Genomic DNA, 15,506 nt, shown 5'->3' with positions numbered 1-15,506 from the left:
CGAAGTCCTCACTGATTCAACGTATCAATTTGCGCAGCGTGGCGAAGCGTGAAGCTTCCGGCCGCGACAATCTGCTCTTTATGAAGCCCGGAGATCACTTCCCGGTAGGTGCCCTGCTTCACGTCGTAGTTTGCGCCCAGACCTTCACCAACAGAGCCAAAGGTAAATTCCATACGGCGGGTCACCTCGTAACCATCGCCACCGTGGTCGGCATGGTAGTAATGTCGGAACGGGTTGGTCGGCGCGTCGACTGCCAGCACGATGTCTGCAGTCAGCACGCCATCGAGGCCGCCAGCCATGGCGAGGGTATCGCCGGCAAAATCATAGGCCATGGTGCTCATTCTCCTGCCCACAAGTTCGCCATCCCTCAATACCGCTCCCCGAAAGTTGGGAACCAGGCTGTCGTCCGTCAGAAGCACGTAGCGACCATTATCCGCACGCATCTGGATGACGTCCTTGAGCAAACGCACCTGACCGCTTTCGCGGTGCATAATGACCCGGAAGGAGAAGTTGGCGGCGACGGCACCCAGCTCGCTGGACTGGGATACAGGGAAGCCCTCGGCATCTGTGCACAAATCACTGCCCGACCCCGGATTGCTGCCAATGATGACGGCCTCCGCTTCAACATCGACAGTTCCGTCACCGTCCGCATCGATTGGTTCGAGTGTTGTTGGTTCTGTGGTGCAGGTACGTAGATAGTTATGAACCTGGGAGACCTGGTTGATCGTTACGGTTCCCACCCACAAGGAGTTAAGCTGCGGCGCCGAGGCTGTCACCGGGATTAGCCAGCGAGCACCGGAGGTGCTTTTGATCTCAAGCGTTTGTCCAAAATCATCAGGCTCGAAGTCTGCCCGTCGAACACCGAGCGGCACCCTGCTCTCTCCCTCAGCGCCGACCGGAATCGCCAGGCCGTTACCGAGCGGTAGCCAGGACTGCTCCGACACCGGATCCGGGTTGGCGTAGAACATCCCCGGGGCTCCACCCAGAAGTTGCAATGTCGCGGTATGGGCAACGTCCAGACTGTTTTCGAGCTTTAGGGTTAACTGCTCTAGAACCGTGCCGAATTCCATTCGATCAACCTGTGGCAGATCGATGTCCATTGGCCCGACAAAATTGCTGCCTCTGTCGCTGAAAACCCAGTAAGCGGTATCCGAATCAATCACGGTGTTGGAAGGATTTACCTGTTGCCATTGATCGCCCACCAGACGGTAGATCGATTGCCCGGCGTGAGCAGGCGATCCGGCTAGGAAATCGGAAAAAACCGGGGGATTTGCCGGATCCACGTGGAAACCGGTGAGGCTGAACTCTCCCGGCTGCCAGTTAATCCTGGGCACTGCCGGGCGCCCTGTTATGGAAAGCGTGGCCTCAGAGCTGCCCTCCAGCTTCACCAGATACGCCCGATTCGCCTGCACCGAAAACAGATTGCTCAGGAATGCCTGCGGCGCTGCGGGTGGAAAATAACGCAGCCAACCCGGTGCACTCAGCATGCTTTCGGCATCAGGGTCCTGAATGAAATCGACCTTTGCACGCTGTGCAAGCCAGGTCCAGACGCTGCTTATCTGAGCCCCGCTGCCATCCACAAAGTCCGCAAACACCTGCTCGGTCGCATCATTGACGGGAGCGACTTTTACATGGATTGCATTCCAGCCAGGCGTCAGACGGATCGTCTGAGTGCAATTAAGCCCTCCGCTGCAAACAACCTCGGCCAGGGCAAGGCCCGGCAATGAAGAGCAGGCGATGATCAGGGTTAAAGCCAACGGATGAAAAAGCTTCTTGATGGTCATTTGGATGCCCCCGGGACCGGGATTCTTGTTGGTTGCAGGCTCAGGATTGTTCATTGGGGAAGCTCCGGTGGCCTGACGGCGGCCACTTCTTCGTCACGTACTACCACCATCTGTGATAACACGGATTCGTTGACAACGGCGGGCTTCACACTTGCGACTGTAGCCTTGAGCCAGTCGGCCTCATGCTCCATTCGCATCCGCTGCAACAACTGGATCCGAATGTTGCTCGCGACCGATTCCAGAGGCGTTATCCGTTCGCCCCGGATGTCCATCAGCTTGAGGAGGTACAGCCCGTCCCTGCCATTGATCGGCGCGGAGATCTCTCCCGGTTTTGTGATACCTGACAGCGCAGCGGCGAGAGCCGGATCAAGGCTCTGGCTTTGCTCGGCGTGCCACCCGATATCGCCCCCCACATATCGGGATCCCTGGTCGCCGGAATATTGTGCGGCGAGGGAACCAAAGCCCCGAACAGCCTCCGGTTGACTCAACGCCAGCTTCTGAACTCGGTGGGCCAGCTCACCCACCCGCTTCGACTCAGCCGCAAGTGCATTGTCAGCAAGCTCAAACTTGATGATGGCAGCCCGCTTCTGGGCGGGCGTGGTGTAGCGCGCAATGTTGTCCTGGTAATAACGACTGACCTGATCCTCGCTAACCCTGATCCTTTCAATGGCCGGGTTCAGTTGCCGCTCGCGAAACCGGGCAATAAGCGCATTTTCCAGCGCCCGCACAACCGCCGGATCCTGTTCGTAACCCTCGTCAATGGCGGTTGCAATCAATGCTTCCCTCTCAATCATTTCCTGGAGCAACTGCTTTTTGATGTCCAGAGCGTTCGAGGCCGAGCTGCGTTGTCCCATGTAAGCCTTCAACTGGTCAGCAGTGATGACAGAGTTTCCGATACGGGCCACCTCATCCTCTGAAAGGCGGGAATCGGAGAACTGCTTGAAGGCGTAAAACCCTGCTCCAGCCAGAGCAATGGTGAGCAGTGAGGAATAGATAAGAATGCGTTCTTTTGGCATGGCTCGCCTTCCATGGGATGGCGGGCACGTCAGAGCCCGGTCCACCAGTTTTCTGATCTACTGACCTTAGTAAAAGGATTACAGGGCGGTAATAGTCCGTTTGGGTAGTTTTTGCATCTATCCGGTTGGCTATAATGAAAGAGCGTCCGGGATGGACAGAAACGAAAGGGCGGGCATCAAAAGTGCGGATTTTGGTTTCAGATGATCATGAGCTGATACGGGACGGAATCTCCATTCTGTTGAAGAAATTGCTCGATAACCCGACGGTTCTGGAAGCTGAAACCGGCGACGAGGCGATCAGTATTGCCGAAGACCACCGCGATCTTGATCTCGCGGTTATCGATCTCTCGTTACCGGGCGTAAACGGTCTGCCAATGGTTTCAAAACTGTGCCAGCTCCTGCCTGAAACGCCGATTCTTATCCTCTCCGCCTCGGCCGACCGAAACCTTGTTCTTAAAACCATCGAATCTGGAGCGTCGGGCTTTGTATACAAGTCGCTGGGAACAACGGTGCTGGAAGACGCCCTTCAAATGGTTTTGGCTGGAGGAGTCTTTATTCCGCCTCTCGTCGAAGATGAAGACACTGAACTGACCGGCATCACACCCCGCCAGCGTCAGATTCTGGAGCTGCTGGCCCAGGGGAAATCAAACAAGGAAATGGCGAATACGCTTCACATCTCGGCAAACACCATTAAGAATCACCTCGCGAAGCTTTACGACCAGTTCAGTGTCTCTAACCGAACCCAGGCAGTCATGAAGGCGCAGGAGTTGACGTCCGGAACGTCGATGTGACCGCAGCGATCAAGCTCAGAACTGCGCTGAAACCCTGAACAGAAACCTGGGATCCTGAGCGCTTTCGCCTCTAACATCTCGCTCATAGCGATTTGTCAGATTCTGAACGACACCCTCGAGTAGCCAATCCTGCGCCACTCTCTTGGCAAGTCGAAGGTCCAGACGATGTGTTTGGGCAATGACAGGTGAAACCCCCAGGTCTGCATCTCCATTCCAGGACATGTCATCCAGGAAATAATACCCCAGGCTGGCCTCTATCCCATGGTTCAGCTTCTGTGCAAAAAGCAGACTCAGTGTTGCATCCGGGACGTGATTCTCCCTGCTGATCAGGCCGGTATCAATCACATCGTAACGGTCCTCACTTCGAAGGAAAGCAAACTGGAAACTCAATTGACCGCCGCGCCATGGCTCAGTCTTCAGCTGCCCCTCAAGCCCCCAGGTGTCCACCCCGACCCTCCCGTCATACCAGATTTCAACACCATCATTCAGGTAGCCAGGATAAGAAGAGGTCCGATCCGTTTCAGTTCGATACTGGTTGTCCAGGCGCTCATAAAAAATACGTGCATCGACGAACAGGCCATTGTTGAAAAGCTGCCCTATGTAGCCCAGATCAATAACGTCCAGCTCCTCCGGCTCCAGCCCACCTCTGGAAAAAGTGATTTGTCTCAACACAGTGCCGTCGTCAAAGTACAAGGCGCTTCGGTAGTGTTCCTCAAAAAGCGTCGGCTTTCGCTCTGAGTGGCTGAAGCCAAGCCTGAAGGTGTGGTTCCAGAACGGCATATAGTTCAAGGCCAGTCGATAGGACGCTCCCGTTTCATAGAGATCGCCTCGTTCCAACACACCGCCAGCATTGACGATCCATTGCTCTGTCAGTGGAATGCTTGCCTGGGCAAATGCCCGATAACTGTTATCCGTTCGCCATGCGTCATCCCCAAACGTGTCGAAGCTACGCATACTTTCCTGCCGCCCACCGGCGCCGAGAACCCATTTGACAGCTCCCGGGTGGTAGTCGCGATACTGCACCTCAATGTCGTGACGTTTTTCCTGAAACGTGTAAACGCCTGTCTGAACCTCCTGATCCTGGCGCCCGTCGAACAACAAGGGAATATCTGCGGGCGTGACTCCCAGCAAATCGGAAAGCAGGCCAAGACTTGTTCGATCATCTTGCTCGGAATAACGCCGGTAAAACTGCACATAAAAATCGCGATCCCTGCCAAGCGTACGAGTCCAACGCAGCCGCTGCCTGTCGGCCCTCATATCGCGAGATGTATTCGGTAGCAGCACCGGAACATCCGCGTTGTTATCAAGGTCGCCATCGCTTGCCGAGAGGGCAACATCCAGCTCGTCGCTATCGCTCAAGGCGATCTGACTTCGAAGGTTAAGGAAACCCAGGGCCTTGCCATCTGACCTTCCGCGATTGCCCTCCGTCTCTTCATATCTGCCGGTAAGCCGGTAATGCAACGGTCCATCGCCGGCCCCGTATCGCATCATTGCTCCGCGACTGTCGCGCGATCCAACGTATCCACTGAAAAAAACACCCGGAGTGCCTATGGGCTTGCGCGTGATGATGTTAATCGTCGAGGTGAACGCGTTGTAGCCGTAGGTTGGCGCGCCACCACCCCTGATAACCTCGATTCGTTCGATGTCCTCAATGGCAACACCGAGGGTCTGCCAGTCCACGGTCAGATAGGAACTGTAAACCGAGGCACCGTCGATCATCACCTCAAGGCCACGTTGAAGAATATCCGACTGACCGTGATAAGCCACAAGATAGGGAGAACTGATCGTAGCGCCCGACACCTGAAAACCGGGAACCAGCCGCAGCAAATCGGCGATTTCCGTGGCACCGGATGCACGGATCATATCCTGATCTATAACAGTCATTGATGCACCCGACTGGCTAGCCGGCTGCATCATTCTCGAAACAGTGACACCCACGGGTATGTCCGTGAAAAAATGAGTTTCGTCAGCGGGTTCTGCCTTCGGGGATCCGCTAACTGTCAAGCCGGCAATCAGAATCAATACCGCCGAAACCCGGTTTCGGGTTGAGAAGCCCCCACCGGAGCACACGCGTTTATTCATCCAATTCCTCGCGGGTCTGCGCGTAAGGATCAGCAAGCAGAGCCAGGAGCTGCTCCACCTCTTTTCTGAACTTTGGTGTACGTTCGTGACGAAGGGCTTTTCGAGAAGAATCCACTGCCCGTACGAGAGCCTTCAGCTGGAAGTACCCGGCTACTCCATGAATTTGATGCAGCAGGTCTCGAATCTCGGCTGGAGCACCCCTCGTCAATGCCGAACTGAGGGCATCGCCCAATTGGCGTAGCTCCTTTTCCAGCTTCGGCCGAAGTCTTTCCGGGAGCGCTGCGGGCGATGTGGGGTCCTGTTCGTTTACAACGACGGGCTCCACCATCCCTAGCATTTTGGCAATGGTGTTTGCCAGCAAATCGGAATTAATGGGTTTGTGCACAAGCTGAATTCCTGGCCCCGATTCCCTCAGACAGTCCTTGGCACCGAAAACATCTGCAGTGATGATAATCACCGGGACTGCGCTGAGGCAGGCATCCTCCAGATTCCGAAGTTGCTTCAAAGCTGACAAGCCGTCGACGTTTGGCATGTGCAAATCGAGCAGAACCAAATCGACCTTGTGCTCAACCGCACGCTCAACGGCCTCGTGGCCATCCCTGGCCAGTACTACATTTGCTCCCCAATCAAGCAACCAGGATTCGATCAGCCGGCGATTGAACTCGTTATCCTCTGCCACAAGAACAGTTCTGGACTGGAGAAATGTATTAGGGGAGTCACTGGGCATCGAAGCTGGAGACGGTTTTGCCGATGTATCAGACAACTCTGCAAGTCGTGCCATAACGCTCTCGGTTCGCGCGGGCTTAACCAAAACCCCAACTCTGCCATCAACGCTGGTTAATAAATCAACTTCTGAGTGTCGGCTTGTTGCCATCAAAAGAACCGGCCCCGAGAAACGACGTCGTACTTCCTGAATATTTTCCAGATTGACGCTATCCATATCGCTGCGGGGCGATAAACCAACAATAACGACATCAATGCGTTTGGTGCCGGGCATGTGGCTCGAAAGAACCTGGCAGGCATTCTTGGCGCTAAGGGCGGTATACACCGTGATACCCTGCATAACGAGCATGTTACGCAGACTATGACGAGCCATAGGGTGCGGCTCGAAAATCAGAACGTTCAATTTCAGCACGGGCTCATCGACAGGTCGTTCGACTTGGAGCTGGGTATTAATCGGTAGTCTGAATGAGAAATCTGAGCCTTTTCCCGGCTCACTTACTACCTCTACCGATCCACCCATAAGCGCAGTGATACGCTGGCAAATCGACAACCCGAGCCCCACTCCGCCAAAATTTCGAGTATAGGTAGAATCATTCTGCTCAAAAGCTTTAAACAGGTTGCCTATCTCATCAGACGGTATTCCGATCCCTGTATCGGAGACACTGATTTTGAGCGACCTATCGGAATTATCCACGGAGGCACGCAAGAGCACATGGCCCTCATGTGTGAACTTGATAGCATTCGCCAAGAGATTGGCAAGCACCTGTTCTATTCGCAGTTCATCCCCCCGAATGAACTCCGGCACATCACTATCTATCAAAGCGACCAGTTCGAGCCCCTTTTCCTGGGCCTCCGTGCTAAAAATAGTCGCGATGTTTTCAAGAGACAGGCGAATATCAAAGACAGACTCGCTCAACCTTATAGAGCCCGATTCCGCCTTGGAAAAGCCTAGAATACCGTCGATCAGATGTATCAGAAGCTTTGCAGCCCGGGACATCATTTCAACGTATTCTTTTGTTTCAGATGCTGACCCTGGTCTGAGAATACGCTGACTGAATCCATAGATTGCGTTGACTGGCGTTCTTATTTCATGACTCATGTTAGCCAGAAAATCAGCTTTGACTTTCTCTGCTTCACTGGCCTTAGTGCGAGCGGCATCGAGCTCTTTATTTCTTTGCTCCAGCTCACTTACCTTTTTCTGCAGCGACGATGTCGCATACGCAATTCGCTCGTGAAGCCGCTGATGGGACAACTCTATGGTCTCAGCCATGCTGTTCACGTTGGATGCCAGGCGAACGATTTCCCCCTTACCAGTGGGGCGCACCCGCGCAGACAAATCGCCATGCGCCAAACGATCAATGGTATCGGTGACTGCATTTATTGGTCTCGAAAACCGGTTTGACAGGTAAAGAGACACCAAAAGACTGAAAACCACCCCGAGAAGTATGACCCACATACTCCGGGTCACAACTTGCCCGGTCGCCAAATCCAGCTCTTCGTTATCTATAAGTAAGACGATCCATCCCAGAGCTTCAGGCGCAGGCAGATTACCCTGCCTGTACAAATCGCCAGAGATATCGAACTCTTTACTGCCAATTGGGCGAACCAGGAACTTCACGTTGCCCTCGAACCCGCGGCCTTCAGATTGCAGTACTTCACCATCCAAAACGGACGCTACACTTCCGGCCTTTTCCCAGGCGTTGATCAAGCCCAACACAGCCTTCTGAGGTATCTGTTTTCCTTTGTGGGCAAGCACCCTTCGTTCCGCATCCACAACCGCCACGGAGTCCACCCATCGCGACTCCACGGCCGAATCAAGCAATTTGGCCAGCATCTCCTGATCACCGGAAAAAAGGTAGTATTCGGTCACCTGAGACAGATTTTCTACGATGAGACGAGCCTGGCTATCAATGGACTGTTCTTTGTCCTGAATGCCAAAACCACCCACCACAACGCTGAAAATGGACGCGACCATAATCAAGGGTAGTAGGCCGCCCAGAATGATCTGCGCACGAATGCTGGACAATACTGGAAGAGGAATTTTCATTGTTCTTCCGCGTCAGCCAGATGGTTTGGCGGGATATGATCAATTCTGATCCCAAGTGAGTTGGCAACTGAGGGGTTTACCGCATACCGATAATAATCGGCATAAAAGATGTTCGGCGGCTGTCGGTTCGATGCCCCTCCTGGAAACCGGGGATGCTCGGGATGCTCTGCCAAGTACTCACCCAGCTGGCAACCAAGCGCCTCCGAGGTAGAGTACACCGCAGCCAATGCGCCTGCTTTTACATAGCCGTCTGAATAGCCGAATACCGGTATCTGGTTCTGGTAAGCAGAGTAGAGCAAAAACCTGATCACAGTTGGAGACGTCAAAATTGGATCATAGACAAGAAACAGGCCGTCGCTGGAGTCGAACAGCCCTGCGGCAAGCTTCGGAAGCTCTTCGCCAGATTTCACAACAAACGATTCCACCGTAAAACCGAGACGGCTCGCCTCCCGCATAATGGCTTCCTTTAAGTGAGCACTTTCCTGCCCGAGAACAGCACTCAGCTTCTCAGCCGCTGGTAACAGGGTTCTGATTAAAGACAGTCGTCTGTTTAAAGGTTGATCAAGAAAAAAGAAAGACGTAACACCGGAGCCCTTCTCCCCACTTTCAAGCAACTGGCGAGCGAAGCTTTCGGGAACCAGCGCGCTTACAAATGGGCGGCTATTCCCATAAACTTGCATGAGTTCGGACGATTTCGTTCCAACCGCTACAACCCTGTGTCCTGCCAATAGCTCTGGTCTCTTCTGGACCTGCTTTATTGTCTTTATCCTATAGGACGAACCGGGCGCCCCTTTGGTTCCGAAGCAGACAGAAAAGCCATCGGCGAAATCTGAGTAAACTGCCCCACTTCCCGGAACCAAAAGCAGGACGGGGTAAGGCTCGCCGCCGGCTTCTGGCTCGGCGATAACGATTCCAGAGACGAATGCGAGGAGAGCGAATGCGATGCGCCGGAACATTGCCAGGCTTAGGCAAGCTTTTGGCTGACTGCCATCTATGCTTTCCAAGGATCGAGCAGTCATCTCAAGCGCATCCAGGCGTCCCAGATTATTTTCCGGTAGATCAATCCATTCAGTATCGATGCTCCGTTTTCTCGATTTTTACTGGCGAAGACCCGCGGGCACAATCACCCAAACGGACCATAAAGAACAAACGGCAGCCACAACGTCTATTGAACAAACGAAATACGACCACGGGAAAGTCGGAGTTTCCCCTGACGTTCGAGCTCCTTGAGCAGTCTGCTAACGACTTCCCTGGCCGTACCGAGCTCGACAGCCAGCTCCTGGTGCGTAATTCGTATACTGCCCTCAGCAGCTCTGGCTTCCAACCACTGGGAGAGGCGGTCGTCCATGCGTCTGAAGGCGACTTCTTCTACCAATAACATCAAGTCATTCAAACGGCGACCGTAAGACTCCATTATGCCCAGCCGGAAATCGGCGGACTGGTCCATGAGCCGATCGAACAACCCCCTGGGCACCATCAACACTTTGGCATCCTCCTCAACCACGGCCTCTGCGCGAAAGCCGTCACCGGTCATCAGGCACCCGATCGAGAGCGTGCAAATGTCATCCGCGCCCATCCTGTACAGGACGATGCTATTCCCCGACAGCCCTGTCATCTGAACCTTTACACTGCCATGGAGCACCAGTGGAAGGCCCTGACACGGATCTCCCGCTCTAAAGAGCACCTTTCCATGCTCAAATTGAATCGCCTGCAGTCCGTTCAGAGCGTCCCGCCGAAGGGATTCCGGCAATGTTTCAAGAATGCTGTGTTGCAACGTCAGTTTTTCCATAGTTAACGAGACTAGCTTATCCAGTACTTTTCCTTGTGTGACTTTATCACTGAACAGCCCGGGAGCAGGCGTTAGAGTGGCCTTACTGCCTCAAATCAACCAAGGAGAATGGATCATGAGCATCAATATGGGATCTGCGGACCGTATCATCCGGGCCATTGTTGGCATTGTACTTCTGGCGCTCGTATTTGTGGGCCCACAAACCGCCTGGGGCTGGATTGGCATCGTTCCTCTGGCCACTGCCGCAGTGGGCAACTGCCCCGCCTATTCAATTCTGGGCATCAAGACCTGCAAGAAGCAATAAACCTGCAGGCATAAAAAAACCGGGGCAACGTCGCTGCCCCGGTTTTTCTTATGACTTTCGGAAGACCTATTTGACCGGCGCGTTCAGCACCTCAAGTACTTCCTCAAGCTCCGTAATCATCTGGCGAATCAGCTGCTTATACTGGGAAGTATCGTCCTTTACCTCGTGACTGCTCAGCTTCTGCTTGGCACCACCGATGGTATAGCCCTGATCATAAAGCAGACTGCGAATCTGGCGGATCGTGATAACGTCTGCGCGCTGATAATAGCGCCGGTTACCCCGACGCTTTACGGGCGAAAGCTGCGGAAATTCCTGCTCCCAATACCGCAGCACGTGCGCCTTTACCGCGCACAGCTCCGCCACCTCACCGATGGTGAAGTAACGCTTCCCGGGAATCGTGGGAAGTTCGTTGTTATGACTGGGTTCCAGCATACGCTTCTACTTTTTGCTTTAGTTTTTGTCCCGGGCGAAACGTAACAACTCGCCGTGCACTGATTGGAATCTCTTCGCCGGTCTTCGGGTTCCGTCCCGGCCGCTGCTTCTTGTCCCGCAGGTCGAAGTTACCGAAACCCGAAAGCTTCACCTGCTCGTTGTGGCTGAGAGCGCCTCTGATCTCGTCGAAAAAAGCTTCTACCATTTCCTTGGCTTCGCGCTTGTTAAGGCCCAATTCCTCGTACAACCGCTCTGCCATTTCCGCTTTCGTCAAAGCCGCCATTTCTCAACTCCTCAGTGTTGCCCCCAGCTCTTCTTTCAATGCGTCGATCACACCGTTGAAGAGCGAATGCACTTCATCCTCGTTCAATGTACGTTCGGGGTGCTGCCAGAACAGGCTCAAAGCCAGGCTCCGGTTACCTTCGCCCAAGCTCTCACCTTCATAGACATCGAACGCACGCAACGCTGTCAGCTGCTCACCGGCATGCTTTCTCGCTACACGCTCCACATCGGCGAACGCTACCTCGCTCCCGATAATAATAGCCAAATCCCGACGAACTTCCGGGAATTTCGAAATTTCTTTGAAATTAGGCACATATCCGGTAACGATTGAATTCAAGAATAGCTCAAACATAAGGATCGTGCCATTAAGTTCAAGATTTTTCTGAACTTGTGGATGCAGAGTCCCCAGCCAGCCCACATGCTCGCCGTCACGCATGAGCTCTGCGGTCTGTCCCGGATGCAGCGCAGGATGCTGACTGCCAACAAAACGTATCTCGATACCCAGCAAACGGAACAGACTTTCCAAATCCCCTTTTACATCAAAGAAATCCGCGGTTCTGCGACCGTTCGCCCAATTTTCAGGAAACTGATTGCCTACCACGACGCCGGCAAGCATCGGTTGCTGATCAATCCGCTCGCCTTCCTGAAGGAACCGCAGGCCGGTTTCGAACAGCCGGATACGCGGCTGCTGACGATTCTGGTTGTAGGCGACGGTCTTCAGCAGCCCACTCCAGAGGCTGGTGCGCATCACCGACAGATCCGAGGAAATCGGATTAGCCAGGGCAATGCCCTGACGGTCGGGATCAACCAACTGCTGGACTTTCGGATCAACAAAGCTGTAGGTCACCGCTTCCTGGTAGCCGTGATCCACAAAGAAGTTTCGAATGGCCGAGACTGGCCGAACCGCTTCCTCCTCCGGGCGAAGACCGAGTGACCCGTTGGGCTCGGTGACGGGCAGATTGTTGTAGCCATAGATCCGCCCCACTTCCTCAATCAGGTCTTCTTCAATGGAGATGTCCGGGCGGAAGCTGGGCACACTGACCCGCCAACCGTTTTTCAGGAGCTTCTCGACCCGCAGACCAAGTCGGGTCAGGATTTCCTCAACCGTTGTCCGGTCGATTTCCATACCCAGAACATCGTTTAGCCGGCCGGCACGCAGGTCGACAACCCGATCCCTGGGCATGTCTTCATCGCTGGCAACCTCGACAATCTCGCCAGGCTCACCGCCCACGATATCCATCAGCAAGCTTGTGGCCCGCTCCATGGCGTCGCGTGCCAGTTTATAGTCAACACCTCGTTCGAACCGGTGCGAAGCGTCAGTGTGCAGGCCGTAGTGACGGGCCTTGCCCGCGAGGGTAATCGGATCAAAGTAGGCAGACTCCAGTACCAGATCCCGGGTTTTCGGGCTGACACCGGAATGCTCGCCGCCCATGACACCGGCAATAGCGATCGGCTTTTCGTGATCCGCAATCACCAGCGTGCCCTGGGTGAGCTCAACTTCCTGGCCATCCAGCAGAACAAGCTTTTCACCAATGCGCGCCATGCGAACGACGATCCCGCCGTGGATTTCATCACGGTCAAAGGCGTGCATCGGCTGGCCAAGTTCCAGCATGACGTAGTTGGTAACGTCCACGGCGGCATCAATGGAACGGATACCGGAGCGACGTAGTTTTTCCTGCATCCACAATGGCGATTCCGCCTGCAGGTTCACGTTTCGGAGAATACGGCCGAGATACCTCGGGCACCCTGCCGGCGCTTCCACCCGGATATCAGGGACTTCAGAGTGCACAGAATCCACCGGCTCAATTGCGGGACTGTTGAACAACATGCTGTTCAGAACACCCACTTCCCGGGCGATGCCTTTGATAGACAGACAGTCGGCACGATTCGGAGTCAGGTCTACATCAATAGTGACGTCGTTCAGCTTCAGATAATCCGCCACGTCCTTACCCACCGGAGCGTCCGCAGGAAGCTCCATCAGGCCATCGTGGTTCTCAGAAAGCCCGAGCTCGGACTCGGAGCAAAGCATTCCTTCGGAGGGCTGACCGCGAAGCTTGGCCTTTTTGATCTTGAAATCGCCCGGCAGGACAGCGCCAACCACGGCAAAAGGTACTTTCATACCCTCGCGAACATTCGGGGCACCGCAGACCACCTGAACCTCTGAGGAACCATCACTTACCTGGCATACCCGGAGCTTGTCTGCGTCCGGATGGGGCTGCACCGACTGGACTTCGCCAACGATCACGCCACTGAATTGACCGGCCACCGGTTCGAAACCGTCCACTTCCAGCCCCGCCATGGTGATCTGATCCATCAATTCCTGGGTATCGATTTGCGGATTAACCCACTCGCGCAGCCACTGTTCACTGAATTTCATGGTTATTGCCTTGTCCTGATGCGGTTATGCCTGTTTGGTTGGATGCCTTGATCTTGCCTGTTAACGGAACTGTCGCAGGAAGCGCAGGTCGTTCTCAAAGAACATGCGCAGATCGTTAACGCCATAACGAAGCATGGCCAGGCGCTCTACACCAAGACCGAATGCAAAGCCACGGTATTCCTCGGCATCGATTCCGCAGTATTCAAATACTTTTGGGTGCACCATTCCGCAACCCATAACCTCGAGCCACTTGATGCTGCCATCGGCTTCCCGTCCCCATTCGATGTCCACTTCCGCGGAGGGCTCGGTGAAAGGGAAATACGATGGCCGGAAACGGACCTGAAGATCCCGCTCGAAAAACACCCGCAGGAATTCCTCAACCGTGCTTTTAAGGTCCGCAAAGCTGACGTTTTTCTCGACCAGAAGCCCTTCCACCTGATGGAACATGGGGGTGTGAGTCATATCCGAATCACAGCGGTACACGCGTCCAGGGCAGATCATTCGGAATGGCGGCTTGCCAGCTTCCATGGTACGAATCTGTACGGGTGAGGTGTGGGTCCTCAACAGTGTGCCCGGGTTGAAATAAAACGTGTCGTGCATCGCGCGGGCGGGATGGTGGCCTGGAATATTCAGGGCCTCGAAGTTGTGATAGTCATCTTCGATCTCGGGCCCCTGCTCCACGGTGTAGCCGGCGCGCGCAAAGAAATGTTCGATTCGCTGCAGGGTGCGGGTGACCGGGTGCAAACCGCCCAGGTCCTGGCCTCGGCCCGGAAGGGTCACATCAATGGATTCGCTGGCAAGCTTCTGTTCGATGGCGGCACGTTCCAGATCGTTTCGGCGGGCATTGATGGCCTGCTCTACCTGCCCTTTGGCTTCGTTGATCTTCTGGCCGGCGGCAGGGCGCTCCTCAGCAGAAAGCTTGCCCAGTGTTTTCGCCTGCTGGGTAATAACACCCTTCTTGCCAAGATATTCAACACGAATTTGATCGAGTGCCTGCAGGCTGTCAGCGCTTTCAACAGCCGACAAACCGTCCTGAACCAGTTGCTCCAGGTTTTCCATTGACCCTGCTCCAAACCAGAAATGGAAGTGCTTAAAAACGTAACTTCAAAAACAAAAATAGGGGAAGAGCGTGCCCTTCCCCTATCAGGAGGCGCCGTCATGAAATCATGAGACGCCCATATCGATCAGCAATCGATGAAAGAGCTAAGCGATCACAGGGACGCTTTGGCCTTCTCAACAACAGCGGCAAACGCCTGCTGCTCGTTCATGGCCAGATCGGCCAGAACCTTACGATCGATTTCAACGTTAGCCTTTTTCAGACCAGCGATCAGACGGCTGTAAGACAGACCGTTAGCGCGGGCACCAGCATTGATACGGGCAATCCACAGAGCGCGGAAAGCACGCTTGCGGTTACGACGGTCACGGTAGGCGTACTGACCGGCCTTGATAACCGCTTGCTTGGCTACACGGAATACCCGGCTACGAGCGCCGTAGTAACCTTTGGCCTGATTGAGAATCTTTTTGTGACGACGGCGTGCGACCACACCACGTTTTACACGAGCCATACTTTAATCCTTCTACCTGTACTTTCTAAGGAATGATACTCGCGGCTGGATCAGCACGCGGTCATACGCTTGATAGATGCAACATCCGACTTGGCGATGAGCTTGGTGCCGCGCAGCTGACGCTTACGCTTCGGGCTCTTCTTGGTCAGGATGTGACTGGTGAAGGACTGCTTGTGCTTGAAGCCGGTGGCGGTTTTCTTGAACCGCTTGGTGGCTCCGCTTTTGGTTTTCATCTTAGGCATTTTTTAAAACTCCGCATTCTATTTTTAAATAAACAATAATGTGCCCCTGAACGACAAATCCCCCGCATGCGC

The 15,506-nt window shown here is 54.3% G+C and carries 14 protein-coding genes; 2 read left to right on the top strand and 12 right to left on the bottom strand.

Features of this window, described 5'->3' with window-relative positions; all coding sequences use genetic code 11:
- Positions 1-8 precede the first annotated feature (8 nt).
- Complete coding sequence (locus MDHKLMBL_RS05535; RefSeq protein ID WP_104270299.1) at positions 9-1,838, bottom strand: hypothetical protein; 1,830 nt, start codon at positions 1,836-1,838, stop codon at positions 9-11.
- On the bottom strand, positions 1,835-2,800 hold the full coding sequence (locus tag MDHKLMBL_RS05530; RefSeq protein ID WP_104270298.1) for a peptidylprolyl isomerase: 966 nt from the start codon (positions 2,798-2,800) through the stop codon (positions 1,835-1,837). Before MDHKLMBL_RS05530 ends, MDHKLMBL_RS05535 begins: the two co-directional genes overlap by 4 nt.
- A 134-nt stretch (positions 2,801-2,934) precedes the next feature.
- Between MDHKLMBL_RS05530 and MDHKLMBL_RS05525 the strand changes: the two genes are divergently transcribed.
- The gene (locus MDHKLMBL_RS05525) at positions 2,935-3,591 is read left to right on the top strand and encodes a response regulator (protein ID WP_104270297.1); all 657 of its coding nucleotides are present in this window, start codon (positions 2,935-2,937) and stop codon (positions 3,589-3,591) included.
- Between the two features lie 15 nt (positions 3,592-3,606).
- Here MDHKLMBL_RS05525 and MDHKLMBL_RS05520 read toward each other — a convergent pair whose 3' ends face one another.
- The 4 genes from MDHKLMBL_RS05520 to MDHKLMBL_RS05505 all read right to left on the bottom strand — a co-directional run bounded on the left by MDHKLMBL_RS05520 (position 3,607) and on the right by MDHKLMBL_RS05505 (position 10,232).
- The gene (locus tag MDHKLMBL_RS05520) at positions 3,607-5,505 is read right to left on the bottom strand and encodes a TonB-dependent receptor plug domain-containing protein (protein WP_274540921.1); all 1,899 of its coding nucleotides are present in this window, start codon (positions 5,503-5,505) and stop codon (positions 3,607-3,609) included.
- Between the two features lie 160 nt (positions 5,506-5,665).
- Positions 5,666-8,443 carry a hybrid sensor histidine kinase/response regulator gene (locus MDHKLMBL_RS05515; protein ID WP_104270295.1) on the bottom strand — a complete coding sequence of 926 codons (2,778 nt, stop codon included), beginning with the start codon at positions 8,441-8,443 and terminating at the stop codon, positions 5,666-5,668.
- Positions 8,440-9,462, bottom strand: coding sequence for an ABC transporter substrate-binding protein (locus tag MDHKLMBL_RS05510; RefSeq protein WP_104270294.1), 1,023 nt, complete (start codon positions 9,460-9,462; stop codon positions 8,440-8,442). The genes MDHKLMBL_RS05515 and MDHKLMBL_RS05510 overlap by 4 nt, the downstream gene beginning before the upstream one ends.
- Before the next feature lie 146 nt (positions 9,463-9,608).
- Positions 9,609-10,232, bottom strand: coding sequence for a Crp/Fnr family transcriptional regulator (locus tag MDHKLMBL_RS05505; RefSeq protein ID WP_104270293.1), 624 nt, complete (start codon positions 10,230-10,232; stop codon positions 9,609-9,611).
- A gap of 115 nt (positions 10,233-10,347) precedes the next feature.
- Between MDHKLMBL_RS05505 and MDHKLMBL_RS05500 the strand changes: the two genes are divergently transcribed.
- Positions 10,348-10,536, top strand: a complete 189-nt coding sequence (locus MDHKLMBL_RS05500; RefSeq protein WP_053114790.1) for a YgaP family membrane protein — start codon at positions 10,348-10,350, stop codon at positions 10,534-10,536.
- A 66-nt stretch (positions 10,537-10,602) separates the two neighbouring features.
- Here the strand turns inward: MDHKLMBL_RS05500 and MDHKLMBL_RS05495 are convergent, their stop codons facing one another.
- The 6 genes from MDHKLMBL_RS05495 to rpmI form a co-directional block, all read right to left on the bottom strand.
- Entirely contained in the window at positions 10,603-10,968 is a 366-nt protein-coding gene (locus MDHKLMBL_RS05495) for a MerR family transcriptional regulator (protein WP_008170477.1), read from the bottom strand.
- Positions 10,949-11,251 carry an integration host factor subunit alpha gene (ihfA, locus tag MDHKLMBL_RS05490; RefSeq protein ID WP_007151838.1) on the bottom strand — a complete coding sequence of 101 codons (303 nt, stop codon included), beginning with the start codon at positions 11,249-11,251 and terminating at the stop codon, positions 10,949-10,951. The genes MDHKLMBL_RS05495 and ihfA overlap by 20 nt, the downstream gene beginning before the upstream one ends.
- Positions 11,252-11,254: 3 nt before the next feature.
- On the bottom strand, positions 11,255-13,627 hold the full coding sequence (gene pheT, locus MDHKLMBL_RS05485; RefSeq protein WP_104270292.1) for a phenylalanine--tRNA ligase subunit beta: 2,373 nt from the start codon (positions 13,625-13,627) through the stop codon (positions 11,255-11,257).
- 60 nt (positions 13,628-13,687) lie between these two features.
- Positions 13,688-14,686 carry a phenylalanine--tRNA ligase subunit alpha gene (pheS, locus tag MDHKLMBL_RS05480; RefSeq protein ID WP_014576543.1) on the bottom strand — a complete coding sequence of 333 codons (999 nt, stop codon included), beginning with the start codon at positions 14,684-14,686 and terminating at the stop codon, positions 13,688-13,690.
- Between the two features lie 152 nt (positions 14,687-14,838).
- Complete coding sequence (rplT, locus tag MDHKLMBL_RS05475; RefSeq protein WP_008170485.1) at positions 14,839-15,192, bottom strand: 50S ribosomal protein L20; 354 nt, start codon at positions 15,190-15,192, stop codon at positions 14,839-14,841.
- Between the two features lie 50 nt (positions 15,193-15,242).
- Positions 15,243-15,434: a 50S ribosomal protein L35 gene (gene rpmI, locus MDHKLMBL_RS05470; RefSeq protein ID WP_007151842.1), complete on the bottom strand. Its 192-nt coding sequence runs from the start codon at positions 15,432-15,434 to the stop codon at positions 15,243-15,245.
- Between the last annotated feature and the right edge of the window lie 72 nt (positions 15,435-15,506).

Origin of the sequence: Marinobacter flavimaris (assembly GCF_002933295.1) — a bacterium.
Lineage (GTDB): Bacteria > Pseudomonadota > Gammaproteobacteria > Pseudomonadales > Oleiphilaceae > Marinobacter > Marinobacter flavimaris.
The sequence above is the reverse complement of the archived record's forward strand: the minus strand, read 5'-3'. Positions and strand labels throughout refer to the sequence as shown.